Origin of the sequence: Psychroserpens luteus, from assembly GCF_015319355.1 — a bacterium.
GTDB lineage: Bacteria > Bacteroidota > Bacteroidia > Flavobacteriales > Flavobacteriaceae > Psychroserpens > Psychroserpens luteus.
In genome coordinates this window covers 339,464-363,202 of record NZ_JADILU010000006.1, presented here as the reverse complement: position 1 = coordinate 363,202, position 23,739 = coordinate 339,464, and the positions used below count along the sequence as shown (strand labels likewise).

At 31.6% G+C, this 23,739-nt stretch carries 22 protein-coding genes; 2 read left to right on the top strand and 20 right to left on the bottom strand.

Annotation, left to right across the window (positions count from 1 at the left end; translation table 11 throughout):
* Window positions 1–3 precede the first annotated feature (3 nt).
* Together IM744_RS15680 and IM744_RS15675 are read right to left on the bottom strand one after the other, a co-directional pair.
* Window positions 4–2,310, bottom strand: a complete 2,307-nt coding sequence (locus IM744_RS15680) for a chondroitinase-B domain-containing protein (protein ID WP_194509095.1) — start codon at window positions 2,308–2,310, stop codon at window positions 4–6.
* Between the two features lie 78 nt (window positions 2,311–2,388).
* Window positions 2,389–3,327: a polysaccharide lyase family 7 protein gene (locus IM744_RS15675; RefSeq protein WP_194509094.1), complete on the bottom strand. Its 939-nt coding sequence runs from the start codon at window positions 3,325–3,327 to the stop codon at window positions 2,389–2,391.
* A gap of 285 nt (window positions 3,328–3,612) precedes the next feature.
* On the opposite strand from IM744_RS15675, the gene glgA reads away from it, so the two are divergent.
* Entirely contained in the window at window positions 3,613–4,815 is a 1,203-nt protein-coding gene (gene glgA / locus IM744_RS15670) for a glycogen synthase (RefSeq protein WP_194509093.1), read from the top strand.
* A gap of 5 nt (window positions 4,816–4,820) precedes the next feature.
* Entirely contained in the window at window positions 4,821–6,095 is a 1,275-nt protein-coding gene (locus tag IM744_RS15665) for a glucose-1-phosphate adenylyltransferase (RefSeq protein ID WP_194509092.1), read from the top strand.
* A 397-nt stretch (window positions 6,096–6,492) separates the two neighbouring features.
* On the opposite strand, the gene IM744_RS15660 is transcribed toward IM744_RS15665, so the two are convergent.
* From IM744_RS15660 to IM744_RS15575, 18 genes are all read right to left on the bottom strand, one after another.
* On the bottom strand, window positions 6,493–7,068 hold the full coding sequence (locus tag IM744_RS15660; protein ID WP_194509091.1) for a hypothetical protein: 576 nt from the start codon (window positions 7,066–7,068) through the stop codon (window positions 6,493–6,495).
* Window positions 7,069–7,215: 147 nt separating this feature from the next.
* Window positions 7,216–8,601 (bottom strand): aldehyde dehydrogenase family protein, encoded by a 1,386-nt coding sequence (locus IM744_RS15655; protein ID WP_194509090.1) that lies wholly within the window; start codon window positions 8,599–8,601, stop codon window positions 7,216–7,218.
* Between the two features lie 12 nt (window positions 8,602–8,613).
* Window positions 8,614–9,927, bottom strand: a complete 1,314-nt coding sequence (locus IM744_RS15650; RefSeq protein WP_194509089.1) for an NAD(P)/FAD-dependent oxidoreductase — start codon at window positions 9,925–9,927, stop codon at window positions 8,614–8,616.
* A gap of 3 nt (window positions 9,928–9,930) precedes the next feature.
* On the bottom strand, window positions 9,931–11,130 hold the full coding sequence (locus IM744_RS15645) for an NAD(P)-dependent malic enzyme (protein WP_194509088.1): 1,200 nt from the start codon (window positions 11,128–11,130) through the stop codon (window positions 9,931–9,933).
* A gap of 10 nt (window positions 11,131–11,140) precedes the next feature.
* Window positions 11,141–12,781 (bottom strand): acetolactate synthase large subunit, encoded by a 1,641-nt coding sequence (locus tag IM744_RS15640; protein WP_194509087.1) that lies wholly within the window; start codon window positions 12,779–12,781, stop codon window positions 11,141–11,143.
* Window positions 12,782–12,982: 201 nt separating this feature from the next.
* Window positions 12,983–14,668 carry a mercury(II) reductase gene (gene merA / locus IM744_RS15635; protein ID WP_194509086.1) on the bottom strand — a complete coding sequence of 562 codons (1,686 nt, stop codon included), beginning with the start codon at window positions 14,666–14,668 and terminating at the stop codon, window positions 12,983–12,985.
* Window positions 14,669–14,739: 71 nt separating this feature from the next.
* The gene (locus IM744_RS15630; protein ID WP_241738350.1) at window positions 14,740–15,099 is read right to left on the bottom strand and encodes a heavy-metal-associated domain-containing protein; all 360 of its coding nucleotides are present in this window, start codon (window positions 15,097–15,099) and stop codon (window positions 14,740–14,742) included.
* Between the two features lie 16 nt (window positions 15,100–15,115).
* Window positions 15,116–16,093: a YncE family protein gene (locus IM744_RS15625; RefSeq protein ID WP_194509085.1), complete on the bottom strand. Its 978-nt coding sequence runs from the start codon at window positions 16,091–16,093 to the stop codon at window positions 15,116–15,118.
* 11 nt (window positions 16,094–16,104) lie between these two features.
* Window positions 16,105–16,701, bottom strand: coding sequence for a mercuric transport protein MerTP (merTP, locus tag IM744_RS15620; RefSeq protein WP_194509084.1), 597 nt, complete (start codon window positions 16,699–16,701; stop codon window positions 16,105–16,107).
* A gap of 11 nt (window positions 16,702–16,712) precedes the next feature.
* Window positions 16,713–16,985: an ArsR/SmtB family transcription factor gene (locus IM744_RS15615; RefSeq protein ID WP_379660211.1), complete on the bottom strand. Its 273-nt coding sequence runs from the start codon at window positions 16,983–16,985 to the stop codon at window positions 16,713–16,715.
* 283 nt (window positions 16,986–17,268) lie between these two features.
* Window positions 17,269–17,652 carry a rhodanese-like domain-containing protein gene (locus tag IM744_RS15610; RefSeq protein ID WP_194509082.1) on the bottom strand — a complete coding sequence of 128 codons (384 nt, stop codon included), beginning with the start codon at window positions 17,650–17,652 and terminating at the stop codon, window positions 17,269–17,271.
* A complete protein-coding gene (locus IM744_RS15605; RefSeq protein WP_194509081.1) occupies window positions 17,633–18,091 on the bottom strand; it encodes a DUF2062 domain-containing protein in 459 nt (152 codons plus the stop codon). The genes IM744_RS15610 and IM744_RS15605 overlap by 20 nt, the downstream gene beginning before the upstream one ends.
* A 68-nt stretch (window positions 18,092–18,159) precedes the next feature.
* A complete protein-coding gene (locus IM744_RS15600) occupies window positions 18,160–18,831 on the bottom strand; it encodes a hypothetical protein (protein WP_194509080.1) in 672 nt (223 codons plus the stop codon).
* A gap of 191 nt (window positions 18,832–19,022) precedes the next feature.
* Window positions 19,023–20,048 carry a hypothetical protein gene (locus tag IM744_RS15595; RefSeq protein WP_194509079.1) on the bottom strand — a complete coding sequence of 342 codons (1,026 nt, stop codon included), beginning with the start codon at window positions 20,046–20,048 and terminating at the stop codon, window positions 19,023–19,025.
* A gap of 92 nt (window positions 20,049–20,140) precedes the next feature.
* On the bottom strand, window positions 20,141–20,836 hold the full coding sequence (locus tag IM744_RS15590) for a DUF547 domain-containing protein (protein WP_194509078.1): 696 nt from the start codon (window positions 20,834–20,836) through the stop codon (window positions 20,141–20,143).
* Window position 20,837: 1 nt separating this feature from the next.
* Entirely contained in the window at window positions 20,838–21,752 is a 915-nt protein-coding gene (locus IM744_RS15585) for a patatin-like phospholipase family protein (protein WP_194509077.1), read from the bottom strand.
* A gap of 57 nt (window positions 21,753–21,809) precedes the next feature.
* Window positions 21,810–22,580, bottom strand: a complete 771-nt coding sequence (locus tag IM744_RS15580) for an alpha/beta hydrolase family protein (RefSeq protein ID WP_317175398.1) — start codon at window positions 22,578–22,580, stop codon at window positions 21,810–21,812.
* Window positions 22,565–23,734, bottom strand: coding sequence for a Pycsar system effector family protein (locus IM744_RS15575; RefSeq protein ID WP_194509076.1), 1,170 nt, complete (start codon window positions 23,732–23,734; stop codon window positions 22,565–22,567). The genes IM744_RS15580 and IM744_RS15575 overlap by 16 nt, the downstream gene beginning before the upstream one ends.
* Between the last annotated feature and the right edge of the window lie 5 nt (window positions 23,735–23,739).

The window sequence follows — 23,739 nt, the reverse complement described above, 5'->3', positions numbered from 1 at the left end:
GTATTAGTACATCAATGTCATCACTAAGTTTTCTTCAGTCTTAATTTGTCCTGAATTAGTTACTGTGTTTTCTGATTCCACATTATTTTTTGCTCCCCATAAAATAGAAACAAACTGTACTGGATTGTTTTTAAATGTGTTTTTGGTAATATTTACATTTACAATACCATTATGATTTAATAGTCTTTTGTTTTGTTCTTTTGCACCACAATTAATAAATGTACTGTTGGTTACTAAAAGATTCCCTCCAATTGTAGACTCGTCGTAACCCCCTCTATAATAATCAACAACATTTTGTTTTACGTTATCAAAATAACAGTTGTTAATAGTTAAATACTCTGTATTGTAATCTCCTCTATCGTTTGTTTCTTCAGATAATTCGATACCATTTTCACAGTTTGAAATAGATGTATTTTTGAATGTGATTTCTTCTGAATAGGCTTGCTTATAAACCCTTAAAGCATAATTAAAATTGCTTATTTCAGAATCTAAAACTTCTAAACCAAAATGATTAGACATGTTTTCTTTTAAACTTGCAAACGCATAATTAGACCCATTACCTTTTAACTTGATATTTTTTACTGTTAATTTCCCGTAAGGATTTAAAGAGAATGCTGGTGTGTTAGCAACGCCTTCATATATAATTTCTGAATTTCCTTTAGATTGAATTGTAATTGTTTTGTCAATAATTAAAGATTCTGAAATCTTGAAAATCCCATCATTTACATCTATAACATCTCCACTCTCAGCTTCTTGAAGTTTCGTAATTAATTCCGAAGCATTGGAAACCGTATGGGTTTTAGCTTCTTTAGTTTCAACTTCATTTGAATACCAATCTGCACCATATTTGGTCTTATCTAATATATCTAATTTAATGTTTTCAGAATTTAAGATAGCTCCAATTTGATCTGATTTACTTCTTGAATTTCCTAATAAATCTTCCGTTATAGTTTCAAAATCAAAACCTTTATAAACTTCTAAATCACTAAAACCAGAAATTGGCACACTTAAATTTGTTCCAATATCTGTTAAGTTTAATTCTTTAGAAATTAAACCATGACTATTTGCAATTTCAACTCCATTATTATGAATAATGTTACTAGCAAAGGTTACTCCATCGGCTTTATCGTATTCTATAATTGGGTTTGCATCACCAACAGAATTATATATTACATTGTTTACAACCTCTGTTCTTAAAGGTCTTGCAGATCTAATTTCTGACTTAGGCAACACATCTGCTTGTGCAATATTTGTACCTACTCCAAATTGCCAAGGCGAACTAGAATCTACATATGTATTATAAGCAACCACAATATCTGTAACTTGGTTGTATCTATTTAAAGGCGATTTAGGAATACCATTCATAACAGCTAATGGGCTTCTAAAATTTTTCCCTTTTAATTTGTAAAAAAGATTATTTATAACCCAATGACCTGTGTTAATAATTCTAATTCCACCATATTGTTCATTTACGCCATCTCCAATAAAATAGTTTCCATCAATAGTAACGTAGTTTCCATGACGTGTTACTACAGATCCTTCACTTTTATAGAAAACATTGTTTTTAATTAAATTAAAATTTGTCTTACTAGAAATTATTTCTACCTCTCCATTACATTCTTCAAATAAGTTATTTGCAATAGTGGTGTTACTTGGTGACATAGATGTAAAGCTACTTCCTAATTGAATAGTCTCTCCTCTAGCTCCACCTTTTCTAGGTCTTGGTCCAAAATGATTATTTATAATATTGTGATAGTTTCTAATACTTTGGTTTCCTTTTAAATCGACTCTAACTGTTGGTCCTCCATTTGTTTTCCCAGCAATGTAACAGTTGCTTAATTCGTTGTGTTTTCCGTAAAATTGCACCCAAAGATTATCTTGATCTCTTTCTAAATTATTAAAATCTAAAACCACACAATTTGTAACTTTAGAATGATTTGCAACTTGTTTTTCACTAGTTCTAAATGCAATTACATTAGTTTTAGGCGAATGACCATTTCTAAAAAACAAACCGCTAACCTCTAAATAATTACCGCTAATTTCTAAACTAGAAACGCCTTCTATAAATACTTTTCCAGCAGTTTCTGCTTTTAAGATAATTGGATTATCTGCTGTTCCTTCTCCAGTAAACTTAATTTCTAAGTCTTTATATATTCCGTTTGCTAATACAATTTCATCTCCTGGTTTAGCATCTTTTACAGCAGTATTTAACTCCTCAATACTAGACACTGTCTTTAGGTTAGTAGTTTCAGTATTTCCACAAGCTGCAAGTAATATGGATAAGATTAAAATGGATACTATTTTTTTCATAAAAGAATTATTAATGTGCTGTTATTTTTTTTTAATACAAAAAGTTTTTCGTTTTAAAAAGCTCTAAAATTTTATAGTTTAATGTGTGACACTTAAGCTGTAATACTTAACATAAGAAAATCCACCTACATCAGTCGTTGTTAAATAATTACCTGCTTTAAAGTAGTTTTCGTATGGCCATTTGTCTAGACTAATATCTTCATAAATATAAGGCATATCTGTGTTAAGCTGAAGTTCTATTTTAGCATCACTTGCTGTAATCCTGAAATAAAAAGGATTATTCCCAACATAACCAAGATTAACTTTAATATCTGCCCATGTGTTACTTGATGTGTCTAATAAATCGTCACCATTTGTAGTTTCGTCTATTAACGATTTTTTATGTGACCATACGTAACCATCTTTCCAATAAATTTTTATTAATGGTGGACCGTTATTAGATGAAAAACCATGGGTATCCATGTCTTCTTCCGATATGATTCCGTGAATTTGCATGATAATTACTTTATGATAATCATCGCTAGATTCTATATTTTCTGAAACAGCATCCACTTTTAGTCTTCCAATCATTTCACCACCTTCTAATAAAGTCCAATTTTCACTAGAGTTATTTGTGTTTATCAGTTCTCTTAATTCGGTTCTAGAATAAGAGCTGTTTGTTGTAGATATATCTGGAAATGCATAAAATATTAATGAGACGTCAGATACGTCGTCATACATATAAGGCATTACAGGTTCTAAAGTCTGATATCCTAAGTTAATTAATTGAGACGGTTGATATTCATCTGGACTGCCATTATTGCTTTCGTCTACAGGCAGTGTGACTTTCCAGTTGGCAAAATTGATATTGGCATAAGAACTATTGTTCTCTTCAGTTTCCTCATTATCAATAACTTCGTCAATTACCCCATTACTAATAGATGATTCATCACCAGAACATCCAATAAAAATTATCAATCCTAATGTAAATATAAAACCTAAACTAGTATTTTTTATTATCGTTTTCAGATGAATCATATAATTGGTTTACCAGATTGGTTTACCAAATATATGTATAATTAAGAAATATGCAAATATTCAAACCATATATTAAATAATTCATATTTATTATACCTCAAATTAGTGAGTTTAATAATGATGCAAAATTTAAATTTCATGAGAGTCCTTTAAAAATTTTTTATTAATTCTACCTAGATATTGCAAACTTTATAAAAAAAGTTAACTTTAACCTACATTTAATTCTAAATTAAATAGTAATCCTTCAATTATTCCGAACTTACACCTAACTAAAAATTGCCTATTATGAAAGTTGTTTTTTACACCAGAGAATTCCCTCCTTATGTCTATGGAGGCGCAGGAGTTCATGTAGAATATTTAGCCAACGAATTAGCCAACTTAATGGAAGTTGAAGTTAGATGTGTTGGAGATCAAGACGTAAAATCAAATAATCTAAGTGTTAAAGGTTTTTCTTCGGAAATTTTAGATGTATCTAATACCAAGGAGAATTTAAAACCTATTTTTAAATTCATGGAAACCTGTATAAGGATGAATACAGGACATTTTGATGCCGATGTAGTGCATTGTCACACATGGTATGCACAATTTGCAGGAATTGTTTCTAAACTTTGCTATGGCACACCTTTAGTAGTAACAACTCACTCATTAGAACCGCTTCGCCCATGGAAAAGAGAACAACTAGGCAAAGGTTATGATGCATCATCTTGGATAGAAAAAACTGCAATAGAAATGGCTGATGCGATTATTGCGGTTTCCGAAGAAACAAAAATAGATGTTCTCAATCATTTTGATGTTCAAGAAGATAAAATTAAAGTCATCTATAATGGTATTAATCTGGACGAATACAAAGTCACTTCAAACAAATCTGCCTTAGAACGCTACAATATTGACGACACTAAACCCTATGTACTTTTCGTTGGAAGAATAACACGACAAAAAGGAATCATTCACTTAATTAACGCTATTAAATATATAGATAAAGACACTCAAATTGTATTATGTGCTGGTGCTCCAGATACCAAAGAAATTGAAAAAGAGATGCAAGAAAGTGTTGCTGAAGTTCAAAAAGAAAGAGATAACGTCATCTGGATTTCTGAAATGTTAAATAAAAAAGACATTATTCAGTTATACTCACATGCAGATGTATTTTGTTGTCCGTCAATCTATGAACCTTTCGGAATTATAAATATCGAAGCCATGGCCTGCGAAACAGCAGTAGTTGCTAGTGCAGTTGGTGGCATAAAAGAAGTTGTTGTTCATAATGAAACAGGCTTACTTATTCCTGTGGAACAACAAAAAGAAGCACCTTTTGAACCCGTAGATCCCGAGAAATTCTCTAAAGATTTAGCCGAAGGTGTTAATCAATTAATTAGTAATTTAGCTATAAGAAACTCAATGTCTAAGAAAGGACGCAATCGCGTTGAAAATCATTTCGACTGGAAAGCCATCGCTCTTCAAGTAAAAGAACTATACCAATCTGTAATATAAAAACTATGATTAATAATGATGTATTATCAATAATTTTAGGAGGAGGACAAGGCTCAAGACTATACCCTCTAACTGCCGAACGTTCAAAACCAGCAGTACCTATTGCAGGAAAGTATCGATTGGTAGATATTCCTATATCTAATTGCATCAACTCAGACATAAAAAGAATGTTTGTATTGACGCAATTTAATTCGGCTTCATTAAATCGTCATATTAAAAACACCTATCACTTTAGCTTTTTCAGTTCTGCTTTTGTAGATGTATTAGCTGCAGAGCAAACACCTAATAATAAAACATGGTTTCAAGGTACAGCAGATGCTGTTCGACAAAGTATGCATCATTTTCTAAGACATGACTTTAAATATTTTTTAATTCTATCTGGAGATCAATTATACCAAATGGATTACAAAAAAATGATTGAGGCTCATGAAAAAAGTAATGCAGAAATATCTATTGCAACTATACCTGTAAATGCAAAAGAAGCAACATCTTTTGGTATTATGAAATCTGATGACAAAAATGTAGTGACCTCATTTATTGAAAAGCCAGATGAAAAGCTTCTACCAGAATGGACTTCAGAGGTTAGTGATGAAATGAAAAACCAAGGAAGACATTACCTAGCTTCAATGGGTATTTATATTTTCAATAGAGATTTGTTGACCAAATTGATGGAAAACCCAGAAACTAATGACTTCGGAAAAGAGATTATACCACAAAGTATTGAAAATCATAAAACATTGAGTTATCAATATGAAGGATATTGGACAGATATCGGAAACATAGATTCATTCTTTGAAGCTAATATTGGACTCACAGAAGATATTCCAAAATTTGACTTATACGATAAAAAGAAACGCGTTTACACTAGAGCAAGAATGCTACCTACAAGCAAGATTGCAGGCACAACGTTAGTAAGATCTATTATTGCTGAAGGTTGCCTCATTAGTGCAGCAAAAATTGAAAAATCAGTTATAGGTATTAGATCAAGAATTGGCAAAGAGACAACAGTCTCTAATACATATATGATGGGTACAGATCATTATGAAACGCTTGAAGAGATTGATAAAAATAAGATTGGCGTTTTATTAGGCATTGGAGAACGTTGCTTTATAAAGAACACCATTATTGATAAAAATTGTAGAATCGCTGATGATGTTAGAATAAATGGAGGTAAACATTTAGAAGATACCGAAACAGATACATACTTAGTAAAAGATGGCATTGTTGTTATTAAAAAAGGCGCTACCATTCCTAAAGGATTTGTAATAGATAAATTTTAAATACCTTAAACATAAAAACAGTTCAAAAACCTTTCAATTTCTTGAAAGGTTTTTTTATGAATAATGGGAATTGGATTAACACCTTTACACCTTAATCATTGGTTTATAATAAGAAGATTGCATAACCAACATAAAACTATAAAAATAAGGGTAAAAAAAAGCCAAATACTTTCGTATCTGGCTTGTAGTAGAGCGTACAGAAAAAATGTCGAACCAATTATCAACAGAATTAGCAAAATTTGACAAGATAAATAACATATAAATTTGACATATATTCTTGAAGTAATGTATGGATGTTTTATATCCTTTCTTAGGTTTTTTACTAGTAGAAGATAATGCCAAAAACATCATTTTATGAAACCAATGTATATACTTATAAAAATGAATATATTCAAACTTAATTTAACACATAATTCAATGAAAATGTTGCAATTCCCATCCAACCTTCGCCAACATTTTCGCCACGAGTTATGACATTTATTTCTCTTCCGAATCCCAATGAAATTCCTGCATTCCATTTATTTGATAGATTACATAAATAGCCCGCATTTATCCAAGGTTGTATAACTAAATTGTACGTGGTTCCAGATGTAGGGTTTGATGTATTTATACCATCTTTCCATTTAGTCCACATATTCCACGTGTCTAACGATGCACCGAAAATGAAATTACCTTTCCAGTAAGGCATATATTTTACCAATCCAAAACTTCCACCAAAACCCTCAGCAACTTCGTCATCATTAAACCCGCTAAAATCTTCTCGATTAGCAAAATTACCACCTAACCTAAATCGAAGCGCTAAATCTTCCTTTATAAAAATATTCGAAGTTATCATAGTCATATAACCAACGGGGTAGACCTGTAATTCAGTTCCTATTTCTATTTTTCTCTTAGAAGTATTTCCTTCAGATTGTGAAAACACCTGTCCTGACATTGAAAGTATTACGATAATTAACAACTTTTTATAATACATTGAATTTATATTTTATATTAAATATAGACGGAGAATAACTGAAAACTGACAATTGACAATTGACAATTGACAATTGAAAACTACTTAAAACATTAAGCATTGCATTTTGTGGCTTTATATTATTTATAAGCAATTACATTCTAATTTTTATAGTACATTGCTTTTAATAACCATGAGTTTTTCTCTTGTCATTTCATGCATTGTGTACTGAATACCTCCCATTCCAATTCCTGAAGCATCTCTACCACCAAAAGGCATCCAGTCTACCCGAAATGCGGTATGATCGTTTACCATTACAGCTGTAGCGTTCAATTTTTTAACACAGTCTAATGCTATATCTAAATTTTTAGTAAATACAGAAGCTTGAAAATGTACATCCAAACTATTGGCTTTTTCTATGGCTTTTTCTCTATCTGAATAAGAGTAAACACAAACCACAGGCCCAAATATTTCTGAAGTAGAAACCTTAGCATCCATTGGCGGATTTAATAAAACAGTTGGCTCATAACAGGTTTCAGAAATTCGTCTTCCACCAGCTAACACTTTTGCTCCTCTAGTTACAGCTTCATTCACCCATTCTTCTACACGATTTACTTCTCTAGGTAAGATTAGTGGTCCAACTTCTGTTGCTGGATCCATTTGATTACCAACTACTAATTTACTTGTCATTTCAGCTAATTTATTGGCAACATCCTCACAAATTGATTCATGAACAAAAACACGTTGCACCGAAACACAAACTTGTCCTGCATGATAAAAACCACCTTTTAAAAGTGATGGTAACATCTCACTTAAATCCGCATCCTTTTCAACAATCACTGGAGCTGCTCCACCATGTTCTAAAGCGCACCTTGTACCTGGTGCTAATTTTGATTTTAAATACCAGCCTACTTTTGAAGAGCCTATAAATGAAAAGTAATTAATTCTTTTATCAGTAACTAAAACCTCAGCATCTTCATTTTTACAAATTATAGCCTGACACCAACCATCTGGCAAGCCAGCTTCTTTTATAATATCCACTAAAGCCAAACACGATAAAGGCGTTGTAAGTGCAGGTTTAACAATAACTGGGCAACCAGCAGCAACAGCCGTTATTACTTGATGAACAATTAAATTTAATGGATGATTAAAAGCACTAATAGAACTAACCACTCCAATAGGTTCACGAGTGGTAAAACCCAAGCGATTTTCTGAGGCTTTGGTTAATCCCATAGGAATTTGTTCTCCTTTTAGTTGTCCAATAGTTTCTGCAGCAATTTGAACACCATTAATGGCTCTTAAAACTTCAATTTTAGAATCTACTAAAGGTTTCCCACCTTCTTGAGCAGCAGTTTTGGTTAATTCATCAATTCTAGTTTCCATTATATTTGCTGTACGCTTCAAAATTGCAATGCGCTCGTGTGGAGCGATCCATTTAGATTGATTTTGAAATAAGTTATAAGCTGTTGAAAGTGCTTTTTCCACTTCAACTTTTCCAACTAAAGGAATTTCTTTGATGAGACTTAAATCGTAAGGTGATGTTATTTGTAACATAAATTTCGTGTTTTATTTTCTTTCGTATTTTCTAACAATTAGTTGGTTGGCTTTGTCATAAGAAAAGTACTTCATAATCCAACTAAATGCCACTCTAAATCGATTTTTAAAACCAGTAATTGAAACAAGATGAATAATAGACCAAAGTACCCAACCAATTCTACCGTCTAAAAAAGTAAATTTTAAATCTGCAACAGCATCTTTTTTACCTATAGTTGCCATAGACCCTTTATCGACATAGTGAAATTTATTTAAGTAACTTCCCGTTTCAATTTTTGTTAAAATGTTTTTAGCTAACGCTTTTCCTTGTTGAATTGCAACTTGAGCAACCATTGGGTGTCCTCTAGGATTATCTTCTGTAATCATAGCGGCAACATCTCCTATAGCGTAAACATTTTTTAAGCCTTCTACTTGGCTATTTTCATTTACTTTTAATCTATTACCAGGAACTAATGCGGTTTCTGGAATACCCTCTAATGCATTACCTTTTACACCAGCAGTCCATATTACAGTATTGGTATTAATGGTTTGCTCTCCCTCTTCGCGAAGTATTAATAGTTTTTCTCCATCATAATCTTTTACTCTACTATTTAACAACACTTCAACCTCTAAATTTTTTAATATTTTTAAAGCGTGTTTGGACGCTTTTGCAGACATAGCTGGCAGTACTTTATCTGCTGCTTGAATCAGATAAATTTTCATAGCATCAGGATTTATTTCAGGGTAATCACTTCTAAGTAAAAACTTTTTAAACTCTGCCAAAGAACCTGCCATTTCAACTCCAGCTGGTCCTCCACCTACAATTACAAACCTTGTAAGCTCTTCTTTATTTAAAACATTACAACCATCTACAGCTTTTTCTAAGTTTTGAAGCATCCAGCTTCTAATGTTTAAAGCATCATGAATATTTTTTAAACCGATACTATATTTTTCAATATTTTTTGAACCATAATAATTAGTTGAACTCCCAGTTGCTATCACTAAATGATCATAATCTACATAGCCAATATCTGTTTGAACTCTATTAATTGCATGATCGATATATTCAACTTTAGCCATTCTGTAAATCATATTAATACATGATTTAAACAATTTTCTTACTGGCGATATTATCGCATCTGGTTCAAGACCACTTATAGCAACTTGATACAATAATGGTTGAAATTGATGAAAATTGTTTTGATCAATTAAAACTATTTGTACTGGTTTATTATCTAATTTCTTTATAAAGTTTATACCAGCAAATCCTGCTCCGATTACCACTATTATTGGGTAATCATTTTTGGGAAGGCAAAAACTATTATTGGTACTATTCTCGGTTTTCATATTTTAAATTCTATTGTGATTATGTTCAGATATTATGGAACATGAATTGGCTACAGCACTCGAAACATTATTAACAATACCTTCATCAAATGAAGAAGGAATTATTCGCTCTCTTGTTGGATTTTCAACATAATCGGCCAGTGCATAAGCAGCAGCCAACTTCATAATTGGCGTTATTTTTTTTGCTCGACCGTCTAATGCGCCTCTAAAAATACCTGGAAACACCAATACATTATTTACTTGGTTCGGGTAATCGCTTCGTCCGGTCGCTACAATAGCGGCACCTCCTTTATAAGCTTCTTCAGGTGTAATTTCTGGCTCTGGATTTGCCAAAGCAAAAATTACTGGATTTACATTCATAGTTTTAACATCTTCAGCAGATAAAATATTTCCTTTACTAACACCAATAAATACATCGGCACCTATTATAGCATCCTGTAAATAACCTTCAACATTATTAGGGTTAGAATAGGTTAATAACTCTTCTTTTACAGGATTTAAGTTTGTTCTGTTTTTATGAATGATTCCTTTACTGTCACAAATAATGATCTCTTTAACAGATAAACATTGTGAAGGATTTAAACTTATACATCTGAGTAATTTGGCAATGGCTACACCAGCAGAACCTGCTCCATTGATGACCACTTTAAGTTCACTAATTTTTTTATTCAATACTTTACAAGAATTTAAAATTCCTGCTAAAGTTACAATGGCTGTTCCGTGCTGATCATCATGAAAAACGGGTATTCCAATCTCTTGCAATGCTGCCTCAATTTCAAAACAGCGAGGTGCAGAAATATCTTCTAAATTTACACCACCAAAAACAGGGGAAATTCTTTTTACGGTATCGATAATTTCTTGAGAATTTTGAGTGTCCAGACAAATTGGAAACGCATCTACTCCTGCAAATTGCTTAAACAACATGGCCTTACCTTCCATAACCGGAATTGCAGCTTTTGGACCAATATTACCTAACCCTAGCACTGCAGAACCATCAGAAACTATTGCAACAGTATTCCCTTTGATAGTATAATCATAAGCTAATTCTGGATTTTCTTGAATATCTAAACATGGTTGAGCAACACCTGGTGAATAAACAACTGCTAGGTCTTCTTTTGAAGCAACTTTAGTTTTATTTGTTACTTCAATCTTACCTTGTAATTTTTTATGAAGCTCAATTGACTTTTTATAATAATCTGACATGTTTTATCTTTTAAAGGGTACAGGTTTTCTCTTTCAACAACACGTTTAATATGGAATGATTTAATGAATAATCAACAGCCAAATCAATGACATGAACGCCATCCACATTTAAACATTTTGATAGGATTTCTTTAAAATTGTCGTCAGAAGTTGGTCTGTGACCAATAGCTCCATAACTTTCGGCATATTTTACAAAATCAGGATTTTTATAATCCAACCCAAAATTATCAAATCCCATTCCTTCTTGTTTCCATTTTATCATTCCGTATGAGCTATCATTTAATATAATAACGACCATATTTAATCCTAATCGTGTGGCTGTTTCCAATTCTTGAGAGTTCATCATAAAACCACCATCACCGCAAACAGAAATCACTTTTTTATTAGGGTTTATCAGTTTAGCACACATAGCAGAAGCTAAACCAGCTCCCATTGTTGCTAATGCATTATCTAATAACAAGGTATTAGGTTGGTAGCATTTATAATTTCGAGCAAACCATATTTTATACACTCCATTATCTAAGGTTACTATACCATCTTCAGGCATTTCTTCTCTAACTATATGAACCAAGCGTTGAGGTAAAATAGGAAAACGGTTGTCTTCAGAATATTTAGACAAATGGGTTTCTACTTCGTTTTTAATTCTGCCATAATAAGAAAAATCCCAATTGGCTTTTGTATTTATATGTTTTGCTATATGAATTACCGAAGAAGCAATATCACCAATCACATTTAATTGAGGAAAATAAACGGCATCTACCTGTGCAGGAAAAAAATTAATATGAATCACTTTTGTGCCACCTTCTTCCATAAAAAATGGTGGTTTTTCAATCACATCATGTCCTACATTAATAATTAAATCAGCTCTTCCAATTGCACAATGTAAAAAGTCATTAGCTGATAAAGCTGCAGTTCCTATAAATTTAGAGTGACGTTCATCTACAACACCTTTTCCCATTTGCGTATTAAAAAAAGGAATTCCCGTTTTTTCAATAAAAGCAGCCAAGGCTTGACTTGTTCGTTTTCTATTTGCGCCAGCACCAATTAATAATAAGGGCATTTTTGCAGACTCTATCATTTTAGCAGCATCTCTAATGGACATTTCATCAGCATCTGGTCTTCTAAAATCAACGACATCAAAAATTCTATCTTCACAATCTTCTGCTGCTATATCTTCAGGTAATTCTATATGAACAGCTCCTGGTCGTTCTTCCATTGCTAAGCGAAAAGATTCTCTCACCATTGCAGATATATTGTTGCCATTAACTACTTGACGTGTATATTTAGTTGTTGGTTTCATTAATTCTACAATGTCAACAATTTGAAATCTGCCTTGTTTCGACTTTTTAATTGGTTTCTGACCCGTAATCATTAGCATTGGCATAGCTCCTAATTGTGCATAAGCAGCTGGAGTTGTGAAATTTGTAGCACCAGGTCCAAGTGTAGATAGACAAACTCCTGGTTTTCCTGTTAATCGTCCATACGTTGCAGCCATAAAACCAGCACCTTGTTCGTGTCTTGTCAACACTAATTTAATTTTTGAAGTTCTCATAGAATCTAAAAAATCTAAATTCTCTTCTCCTGGTATTCCAAAAATGTATTCTACACCTTCATTTTCTAAGGCTTTAATAAATAAGTCTGATGCTTTCATTGTTTAGTATATGTGATTTTAATTATTACCAATAGAAGTTATAACCTTAACTCAAGCTACATTTAGGAATTAAAGCTAAAAACGGCAGTACAATTACATTCTATATTTAATATGGACGGAGAATACCTAAAAACTGACAATTGAAATCCAATTATAATTCTCAAATCGCGATTTTTTCATATTTATCCTATTTAAATAGGATTAAGACGCACAACAACTCAATTTAGAAACATCTTTTCCAAAGGTAATTGCTGCTAATTTGATTCCTTCTCCTAGTGTTAAGTATGGATAAAAACTTTCAGCTAAATCTTTTACTGTAATACCAAACTTAATAGCCATACTTAATTGTTGGATGAGTTCACCACCTTCTGGCGCTATAACTCTTGCGCCTATTAATTTATCTGTTTCGGTATTGCGAATTAGCTTTATAAACCCTCTGGTATCTTGAGCTGCTAAAGCTCTTGGAACGTGAATTAAATCTAATTTAGACACTTCAAAAGGAATGCCTGATTTTTCGGCTTCTACTTCATCCATACCTGCTCCTGCAATTTGTGGATCTGTAAATACTACCCAAGGTAGAGAGGTATAGTCCACCCTATTTTTTGCTAAAGAAAAGGCGTTATTTACTGCTGTACTTCCTTCTTTTGCTGCTGTATATACAAAAGGCGGTGTGTTTGTTACGTCACCTCCTGCATAAATATTGGAAATATTAGTTTCCATTTTTTCGTTAACTAAAATATGTCCTTTATCTGTCAGGTTTAATTCAATATTTTCAAGACCTAATTTAGAAGTATTTGGTTTTGTTCCTGTAGCTACGACAATATGGCCTTCTTCGATGATTTGTGTGGTAGAACCATCAGGACATTTGCAATAAATAATAGTGTTGTTGCCATCTTTTTCAAATTTAATAGCTCTAAAATTAGGAAGGATTTCAATCCCTTCACTTTTCATTAGCTCTTCTAAAACATCCGTAATATCTTGGGTTTGGCTACGCAATGGTCTATCTGTAAATTCTATGATACGAACCTTTACTCCCAAACGGTTATATGCCATTGCAATTTCCAATCCAATATAGCCAGCTCCCATTATGGTTAAGCTTTTTGGTTTTTCTTCTAAATCGAATAAAGATACATTCGTTAAGTAGCCTACTTTATTCAGCCCTTCAATGTTAGGAATGTTTGTTGTCGCACCTGTAGCTATAATGATGTTAGTTGCGATGTAGGTATCTTTTCCATTTACAAGAATGGTTTTATTATCTACAAATTCTGCCCAACCTTTAAGCATTGTTAAGTTTTTGAAATCGCTCACTACATCCAAATACTTATGTTGCTGTAAAGTAGTTACTAAGGTTTTCTTGTCTTTTATAACTTGGGTAAAGTCAATCTCCACACCTTTTGGCTTAATTCCTTTAAAATTGGAATGTGTTGCCTGATATGCTGTTTCTGCAGCTCTAATCAAATTTTTAGAAGGTACACAGCCAACATTGACACAGGTGCCACCAAAATCTAATCCACCATTTACCATTAATGTTGTTAAACCAATGCTTTCCGCTTTTATGGCTGCAGAAAATGCTGCTGAACCACCACCAATAACAATTAAATCGAATTGATTCTTACCATCATAATCTTTAGCATTTGTAACACAGCAATCTTCCTTTTCAATAGCTTCAACAACTGAATAATGACCTACTTTGTTTACAGCATTAATAACATCTTGATTGCTTAACTTATTTGTATCAAAAATAAATTTCCCTTCTCCTGTTTCGTGATTTACAAAAGTGCTTACAATGCCTTCTGTTGCATTTAAATCTTTTTCAATATGAGATGAACATCCAGTACAGGTCATTCCGTTTATTTTTAATGTTACTGTCTCTTTATTTACTGTCATCGCTTGTTTATTTTTAAATATATTTTTGATTATTAAATTCGTTTTCTTTGAAGCCTTTAGGCTTTAAAAAATTAAACTTTTCCTTCAATCTTATCTTTTATTAATTCTACTTTATAACCTTTCTTTTCGATTACTTTTTTTAAGGCCTCAATGCTGGTTTTTGTGTCATCAAACTCAATAATGGCTATGTCACCAGGATATTCTACCGAATGTTCGATTACGCCATTAACCTCTTTAAGCGCTTTATAAATAGTGTTTGAACAACCTGCACAAGTAATACCCGTAATTTTTAACTTCACTGTTTTTGCTGTTTGTAAATTGTTATTTACTGCTACTGTTTTATCGATTTTTGAAACAGGGCAACATTGTGCATTTGCGTTAATAGAAAGCAACATTAAAACTACAAATGGTATTAAAAATAGATTTCTCATGATATTAATTTTAAGTTTATTTTTTGATTACTGAAATGGAATTATCTCCATAATTGGAAACGTATAATTTATTTCCCAAAGGCATCACACCTATCGGTTTATTGCCAGTCTTATAAGTAATGGATTGCTTTTCTAATGTGGATGCATCATATACATTTAGCTCACCGAAATCAAAACTTACAACATATAGCAATTTTTCATCTTCAGAGAGCACAGCTTCTTCAGGAGTTTTTATGTTTTCAATTTCCTTTACAATTGCAGTCTTTTCTGTATCTATTATATGAATTTTGTTTTTTAAGAAATTACTTATAAATAATAGGGAGTGGTCTTTGTTATAGTGAATTAGCTCTGGTTTTCCACCTGTTTCAATTATTTTCTGAGTATTGCTTAATGTGTTGATTACTGAAATTGTTCCGTCTTCAGTATTCGTGACAAATAATGTGCTGTTATCCTTTGAAACACCAATACCATCTGGTCCTTTTCCGGTTGAAAACGTATTTATTATTTTAAGTGTTTTAGAATTTAACTGCAATACTTTATTTTCATCTATCGCTATCACATAAACATACTTACCTTCTTTATCTGACGCAATGCCTCCCAAGTGAGTTTTAAAAACCTTCTGATTAACAATTGAATGATTTGTAAAATCGATAATTACCAACTGCTTATCGTATCCACTAACCGCAACTAAATTACTTTTGGCTAATCGAGTAAAACCCCAAGGGTATTTAATACCATTAATATTTTTAACAACCTTTTCCGTTTGCGTATCAACAACTGAAATTAATGTGTCCTCTACATTGGCAACATATAAGAATGATTTATTAGGGGTTAGAAATAAGGCGTCAGGTCCTTTTCCAACGTTTATAATTGGACTAACTACATCCTGGGTTATTATCTTATTTTCTACAGGATTTGAATCTGTTTCCTTTTTATTCTCTTTACAAGAAACCATTACAATGGTAAAAAGTAAAATGATTATATAATTTTTCACAATTAAGAATTTTATTTATTAATTACTTTATAACCCGTTGCATCTATTGCTTTAATTATATCTTCTTTTGTCGTTTTTGTATTATCAAACTCCACTTCAGCATTAGCCTTTTCATAAGAAGCTTTCACATCTACAATGCCTTCTAATTCATTAACAGCGTGCTTAACGTGTTCTTCACAAGAGGCACAAGTCATTCCTTTAACATTAAAATTCACTGTTTGAATATCTGATTGACTTACCACAACGACCTCTTTCTTGTTATCTGGATAAAAGATTGAAGAGTAATATGGAAATGCAATTGAAACTGCTGCAAACAATGTAATACCAATTAAAAACCCTTTAGTTTGAAACCATTTTGGTTTTGCATCTACTTCGCAACAATCTTCTGCTTTTACTGGTTTTAAATAGTTGTACCAAGCATAGCCAATTGCTACAATGGCCAACCCAATTAAATAAGGTCTAAAAGGTTCCATCCAAGATAGGGCAGAAGCGCTTCCACCAACTCCAGCAATTAACGCAATAACTGGTGGTATGCAGCAAGATGATGCTGCTACAGCAGCAACCAAACCTGTGTATGCTGCATTTTTTGATGTTTTTTCTGTTTTCATTTCTTTATAAATTACGCTGTTTTTCTAATTAATTCTATGGACTCAAAAATGCTATTAAATATCTCTGTTTCATCTCTATTTAATGAATAGTAAAGCGTTTGACCATCGCGTCTTGAAGAGATAATTCCTGCATCCTTAATTTTACGTATGTGTTGTGAAATTGCAGGCACACTCATTTTTAGAATATCTGCTAAATCACAAGGACATAATTCATTTTCTAAATTCAATAAATAAAGAATTTTCAACCTTACATCACTCCCAGCGATGGATAAAAGTTTTGTCATTTTTTGAAAACTTTCTTCCATGTTATCCAATGTCTCCATACAGTTATGTAACTGCTTATGGTTAGCTTCCGCTCGTGTACAGGTTATTTCTAATTTCATAAGTCTATATTATTTTTATTTAAACTATTTGATTTGTTATACAAATATATAATTAATTACGTATTTAAGCAAATGCTTAAATATATTAACTAACTTTTAACTCTACCTTAATAATTAGAGTGTTATTATAAACCTCCCTACACTATCTCGATATAAAATTTAGTAGTGATATATGTGATTTTAATTAGTAATGAACTACACTTCTTGATTCCAAAATCCATTGATCAATGCCTCCTTTGAGTTCAAAAACCTTATATCCTTTTGAAGTTAATAGCTTTGAAGCTGCGCTACTTCTAACACCTGATTTACAATAAAGATAGACAGGTTTTGATTTACTTAATGTATCTATTTTTTTTGAAAACTCAACCTTATCATACCAATTGGCTTGACTCGCATTTTTAATATGGCCTTCATTATATTCAATTTTTGTACGCACATCTAATAACTGAACATCATTTTGTATACCTTGTTCAAATGCTTTTACAGATAATTGTTCTTGTGAAAAACTAGAAATTGTATGAAATAGCACTATGAAAACTAAAATGCTTTTAATTTTTAATGATTTCATTTTTATATATTTTATTAATTAATAGGATACTTAATAGTGCAATTGGTAACGCCAATAATAACCAACCACTTACACCACAAATTAATTCGAAAAAAAGTTGTTTTATAGTTTGAAAAAATGAGCTTTCAAAAGCTATTTTAATGTCGGCAACAGTTAATAACGTGTGTTTGGTATTAAAAATAGTCTCTCCAATATGTATAAATGGTATAAAAAGTATAAACTGTAAAGGAGTTGCTAAATAACTCACAACAACCATAATTGGTAAATTAAGTTTGAATTTTATAGCCAAAAAAGTTAAAAGAATTGTGGTAATTCCAAATACAGGAATAACCGTAAACAGTAAACTCACAATAACAGCTTTAATTATTTCATTGACACCTAACCCTTGTTGAAAAGGTTGTTTGATTTTCTGAAATAAAGTCTGAAAGGTGAGTCGCATTTTTAAAATATCAGTTACTTAGGGTATAGACACAAAAACGCTTCAATCCTGACAAATTCTCTTGATATTCAGTCTTTTTGATACAATGGATGTTTCGAAATTACTTCTGCTATAGTTGAAGGATTCATATACCGTTCGCTTTTTTCATCTTCCGATAAATTAACTGCCCCAAGCCAATTTGCTCTTTTGAGATTGACTCGTACATTAGTGCTCCATTCTAAAAGTTGATAGCCTAATCCGTGGTTGATGCTCGATAAATCGGTACTATATTCTAATGTATCAACAGCTTTAGGACAAAACAACTCATTTTTTGCGATGACGAGCATTTTGCCAAATCCTTTATTCAGATAATCTGATATATGAGCCAATTCGTGTGATAAAACGCCTATTTGAGCATTGAATGTTAAGTTTTTAAATATAATAGTGTTGAGATAATCGGTACTTTTATTGCTAATGGTAATGATATAGGTTCTTTTTTTAGCCTGACAAAACATGCTTAAAAAAGTTGGTCGGGTTGCCAATGGTGTTTTTCTGTTTCTTTCCCTAAAAACTATATTAACATTTTTGAGTTCGGGAAAATATGACAAGGTTATTAGTATCTGCTTTTCGTAATCTTCAATAAAGGTTTTGTTTTGTCCATATGTAGATTTTAGCATTGCTATTTCCTGTTTAGAGAAACTGTTTTCATTAAAGGCTTTTATGATTTCTTGTGCATTACATTCAGAAGAAATTAATAGCATATAAAAAATAAAGCAACCTATTTTATAAAAAAATGTCATTTCGTATACATAATTGTTAAGTTGAGCGTTTCAATACTGCTTATAAAATATGAGTTTATAGTGTGTAAAATTTTTATTTTAAACATCATTTAGAACATTTGTTATTTTGGAATAACCCAACATCCTATTTGCTATTTACATTCTTATATATATTAAATTAATGTTTCCGATAATATCCTAAAAACATTATGAATTGCTTCATAATTGGCTCTTTCTTTATTTGAATGATAACCCATTGTTGCTATTTGCACAGTTGTGCCAGAAATTTTATTTTTACTATTAGATATTAAATGCCCTAATTCGGTATTTCCAATATTAGTTGTTTTTTTAGAATTTGTTAAGTATTCATCCTTCACTAAAAATGGAATATTTAGAGATGCACATTTCTCTCTAATCGTTTGTGTTAATACTGGCTCAAACTCCGAGTTGTTATCTCTACTACGAAGAATAACGGAATTCATATTGATAGATTTATCATCCTCAAATGGGCTTGTGTCTAGTACAATAAGTCTGCTTGTTTCTATTTTTTGGTCTAAAAAATAGTTGTAAATATGACTCCAACTTTCACCAATTTCTTCTCCTTCAGTTAACAATAGAGTGCCTTGAAATCCAAATTTGAACAATGCAAAACCCAATGCTGCATTAATCACGTTATCTAGTTGACCTTCTATTGATTTTTTGCTATTTCCGCAATGAGATGAAAAACTTACAGGAATGCCTGATTTTAAATGGACTAACTCTTCCACTTGAAAAACAAAATTATTTCTAACAGGACATATATAACATTTTTCAACTCTTCCGCTTCCAATATTTTTTCCAGTTGTTGGTTCATAGGCGTAAACCTTTTCATTTTCAAAACGAGATGCTATTTTTTCCCACATCTTTTTATTTGGCTCAATTTCACTATTGGTATTTTGACTTTTAACACGGTAAGCAGCATACTCTAATTCTCCTTTCCCATTTGAAATAAGACCATGTCTGTCAATGTGAACTGAAACAATATTAGAGTTAGGTAGATTTCCTTTTACTGACAATAAACCAGAGTGGCGTTGAGTACTTAATTGAAGAGATTTGAAATCTTTTTCAAGCTTATTAATAAATGGCTGTTCATAGCCTACTACAGAAGGATATTTGAGGTATTCAAGAGTTTTTTTTATTATTAAATCTGTTTTAGTCATTTGGTTTTTATTAAATTTAGGTAGTTGTCTCCTTATTTAATTTTTATATGAAAAAATTAGATAAATCTATCTGCTTTTCATTTTATTATCTGTTAATCTGTTATATAATTGCTTAATTGGGCTTCCCAGCTATACTCATTAAACATCAGTTTATAATTAGCTAAATTTTGATTTAAAATAGCTTCTAAAACACTTTTTATTTTGAAATAACCACCAAAATCTCCACAATACCAAAATAGTAATTTTGATGTGGATATGGTTTTATTATTATCGTCGATAGAAGTTTCAGAATAAAGGAATGATTCTGTGACAAAATTTAATTCTTTATCTAATTTTTCAAGAGTATAAAAAGCGATGGGTGGACAGCTTTTAGCACCACAATTTAGAGCAAAATGAATGCGATAATCTATTGTTTGAACTGCTAAAGCTTTAATTAATGACGACACAAAAGGATTAGGCAGATATCCAAAACTCTTTTTCATTCTGTATCTTCTCAAAATACCATGTTCTATATCATCTAAACTAAATGTATTCTGTGCAATCTCAATTGACTTCTCTGTGAAAATGGTTTTCCTTTTAGCCTTTTTTGAATTAGACAATATTTGAAAATACGCGTTGTATATATTAATCCAAAAAGCTTTCTTAGCATCATCATTCTTTAACTGTTGCTGAAGATCTGCAATAGAAATAGCTCTTAATTTTTGTTCTTCAACGGTTGTATTCTTATTTAGTTTAACATTAAACAATAATGCACTTGAAAGCGCTACTAAAGAATTTATAATAATCATATTAATCGTTTGTATTTGGAATATGGCAAAAACTAATAGGGTTTTTAGATTTGGCAAATTCAAAGCCATCCTTCCACCATTGTGTCATTTGTTCTGCATCAAAAATTAAAGGATTATCTGTTAATTGATAAGGCGTATAATAAAAATTGATATTGACTTTTTTATTTAATCCAATGAGTTTCCCAATAATGATATCCTTCGCACTATTTTGATGGTTCATAAATTTAAAAGTTCTGAATAATAATGAAAATGGATTTGTAATTATAGGATATTTTGTATCGTTATTTTCATTTTCTAAAATAATGACATCAATATCACAAGCTCCGTTTTCTATGGCACATAAAATGGGTACATAACTACCAAAACCACCATCAGCATACTGATAATTATTTTTATCCAAAATACTCATGAAAGGCGTAAAATTACAAGAAGCCCAAGCCCAATCGCAATAATCATTATAGGTGCAATCGTCTGAATTATAATATTCTATCGTATCTAAAGTAAGATTTGAAACCGTAAAAATTACTTTTTTATTACTCTTCTTTATAGCATTAAAATCTTCGCGTGATATGCTGTTTCTTATAAGCTGTCTTAAATTATCGCTTTCGCCAAAAGTTGGACAACCTTTTAAAAATGTTCTTATGGTATTAAAGTGATGTATAGAGGTTTTAAAGCCAGTTTTAGTTTTCTTTATCTTGAAAGGATTAATACTAAAAATATCATCCTGTGAAACCGATGTATATACTTTCTTGATTTTATCTATTTTCCCAATGGCCAAATGAGACAATAATAAGCTACCTGTAGAGCAGCCAACAAACAAATCATAATGATGACAACAATCGTTGATAAGATATTCTGCAACACCTCCTGCAAAAGCGCCTTTGCTACCACCACCAGAAATTACAAGTGCTCTCATAAGTTTGTTGTTTAAAATAACAGACGTCTAAAAACGGTAATACTGACAATATTTAGGCTACAAATATCTATCTGCCCAAGTCGCAATAATATGACCTACATACTCAGAATCTCTTTTGTTTGACAATAAATGATCAGCTCCATTTAGGGATACAAAACTTTTTGGATGACGTGCCGCTCTATATATCTCGGCAGCATTTTCTATTCCAACTGTTGTGTCTTGTGGTGAATGCATAACGAGAATCGAGTTTTTAAATGCATCCAAATTATGCTTGATGTTTTTGTCTTGAATATCATCTAAAAAATGTTTTTGAATGGTAAAATCTCTTCCGCCAATGGATACAAGAGCTTTTCCAGATGCATTAATTTCGTCAACACTATTTTTAAAAAGATGTGCTACATGTTCCGGATTTGAAGGTGCACCAATGGTTGCAATGGCCTTTACCGAAGGAATTTTTGCGGAAGCAAACAAAACTGCAGCACCACCTAATGAGTGACCAATCAATAACGAAGGTGCTTGATAATTTTCTGATAAAAACTGAGCAGCACTATATAAATCTTCCACATTTGATGAAAAATTGGTGCTTTCAAAATCGCCTTCGCTTTCGCCTAAACCTGTAAAATCAAAGCGTAGCACCGCAATATTTTTTTCAGTTAGGGTTTTTCCAATAGTTCGCACAGCAGTTAAGTTTTTATTGCAGGTGAAGCAATGCGCAAATAGGGCAAATGCTCTTGGTGTTTCATTTTCAGGTAATTCAAGTCGAGCTGCTAGAGTTTGACCTTTATTATTCTTGAATGTTACTTTTTTAGAAATCATACTACTACGCATAACAATTTATAAAAAACAGCAAAGGCTATTACAGAAACAACAATTCCTATCATAAAAATGGAATAAGTCCATCTTAAAATCTGATATTTTCTATTTAGAACTTTACCCAAAAAGTACAAGTCTTTACTCATGGAACTGTATAAATAATCTTTATCATTCATAACTTGAGTGAGGCCTTCTTCAAATTCTGGCAATGCCATTTTATGAAAATTACCAAAGAATAAAAGATTCACTTTCTTATTGGCTACATCCTGTTTGGTAAATTTTCCAGAAGTAACGTTTGGTCGTGTTGCAATAACAGAGAGTATCATGGAAACCACACTGAAACTCACAAAAATAACGGTCGGATATATTAGATACTCATTGCTAGGATTATCGAATTTTGGAATTAAATTAGACAACGCCATAGAAATAATAATGGCATTTACTGAAAGCAAAATATTAGCTTTAGTATCAGCAATATCACTTAATGTAATATGATTTTTTAAAGTCACCCTAAACAAAGTATCAACGCTTCGCTCTGAACGATTATTTGAATCTGTTTTTTCTTTTGACTTTTTAGTTTGTTTTTTTAATTGCTTATGTAATGCTTTTAGGTTTTCACTTTTTATCGGATTCCAATTTAAATTAGCATGTTTGGTGTAGTATTTATGATTGTTAAAAATCTTAATATTTTCTTGTGCCCACGCTTCATTTGAATACGTACCACAATTGGTATCAGCGAATTCTAATCGAAGATTCTCTGATATGGCTTCATAATTAGCATCTGCTAAATGCGCAAAATCTGCATCATGAACAATTTCTTCCAACTTATTATTTGGTGTTTCGTGAAGCTTTGTAGCATTAATACAGGCCAAAACTTTAGCTGTTTTAGCAGCATCATAATTATTTTCGTCCAAATATTTTTTTGCGATAGACATACTATGATCCTCATGTTTGGCTTTGTCAATGGTATAGCCTATATCGTGTAACCAACCAGCAAGAAATACAATTTGCTTCTCCTCGTCTGTTAAATTTTCAGTTGCTATTATTTCCTCTATTTTTGAAACCACATAATGTGTATGTTGATAATTGTGGTAGATGTATGATGTGCTTAAATTTGTATTCAAATAATCTAATACAAATTTTGAGGTTTTTTGAACTATTAAATGCATTGTTA

Excerpts from the sequence above, each read along its gene's own strand:
- IM744_RS15680 (WP_194509095.1), bottom strand. The coding sequence starts at position 2,310 with ATGAAAAAAATAGTATCCATTTTAATCTTATCCATATTACTTGCAGCT.
- IM744_RS15675 (WP_194509094.1), bottom strand. The coding sequence starts at position 3,327 with ATGATTCATCTGAAAACGATAATAAAAAATACTAGTTTAGGTTTTATA.
- glgA (WP_194509093.1), top strand. The coding sequence starts at position 3,613 with ATGAAAGTTGTTTTTTACACCAGAGAATTCCCTCCTTATGTCTATGGA.
- IM744_RS15665 (WP_194509092.1), top strand. The coding sequence starts at position 4,821 with ATGATTAATAATGATGTATTATCAATAATTTTAGGAGGAGGACAAGGC.
- IM744_RS15660 (WP_194509091.1), bottom strand. The coding sequence starts at position 7,068 with ATGTATTATAAAAAGTTGTTAATTATCGTAATACTTTCAATGTCAGGA.
- IM744_RS15655 (WP_194509090.1), bottom strand. The coding sequence starts at position 8,601 with ATGTTACAAATAACATCACCTTACGATTTAAGTCTCATCAAAGAAATT.
- IM744_RS15650 (WP_194509089.1), bottom strand. The coding sequence starts at position 9,927 with ATGAAAACCGAGAATAGTACCAATAATAGTTTTTGCCTTCCCAAAAAT.
- IM744_RS15645 (WP_194509088.1), bottom strand. The coding sequence starts at position 11,130 with ATGTCAGATTATTATAAAAAGTCAATTGAGCTTCATAAAAAATTACAA.
- IM744_RS15640 (WP_194509087.1), bottom strand. The coding sequence starts at position 12,781 with ATGAAAGCATCAGACTTATTTATTAAAGCCTTAGAAAATGAAGGTGTA.
- merA (WP_194509086.1), bottom strand. The coding sequence starts at position 14,668 with ATGACAGTAAATAAAGAGACAGTAACATTAAAAATAAACGGAATGACC.
- IM744_RS15630 (WP_241738350.1), bottom strand. The coding sequence starts at position 15,099 with ATGAGAAATCTATTTTTAATACCATTTGTAGTTTTAATGTTGCTTTCT.
- merTP (WP_194509084.1), bottom strand. The coding sequence starts at position 16,701 with ATGAAAACAGAAAAAACATCAAAAAATGCAGCATACACAGGTTTGGTT.
- IM744_RS15615 (WP_379660211.1), bottom strand. The coding sequence starts at position 16,985 with ATGACAAAACTTTTATCCATCGCTGGGAGTGATGTAAGGTTGAAAATT.
- IM744_RS15610 (WP_194509082.1), bottom strand. The coding sequence starts at position 17,652 with ATGAAATCATTAAAAATTAAAAGCATTTTAGTTTTCATAGTGCTATTT.
- IM744_RS15605 (WP_194509081.1), bottom strand. The coding sequence starts at position 18,091 with ATGCGACTCACCTTTCAGACTTTATTTCAGAAAATCAAACAACCTTTT.
- IM744_RS15600 (WP_194509080.1), bottom strand. The coding sequence starts at position 18,831 with ATGCTATTAATTTCTTCTGAATGTAATGCACAAGAAATCATAAAAGCC.
- IM744_RS15595 (WP_194509079.1), bottom strand. The coding sequence starts at position 20,048 with ATGACTAAAACAGATTTAATAATAAAAAAAACTCTTGAATACCTCAAA.
- IM744_RS15590 (WP_194509078.1), bottom strand. The coding sequence starts at position 20,836 with ATGATTATTATAAATTCTTTAGTAGCGCTTTCAAGTGCATTATTGTTT.
- IM744_RS15585 (WP_194509077.1), bottom strand. The coding sequence starts at position 21,752 with ATGAGAGCACTTGTAATTTCTGGTGGTGGTAGCAAAGGCGCTTTTGCA.
- IM744_RS15580 (WP_317175398.1), bottom strand. The coding sequence starts at position 22,580 with ATGCGTAGTAGTATGATTTCTAAAAAAGTAACATTCAAGAATAATAAA.
- IM744_RS15575 (WP_194509076.1), bottom strand. The coding sequence starts at position 23,734 with ATGCATTTAATAGTTCAAAAAACCTCAAAATTTGTATTAGATTATTTG.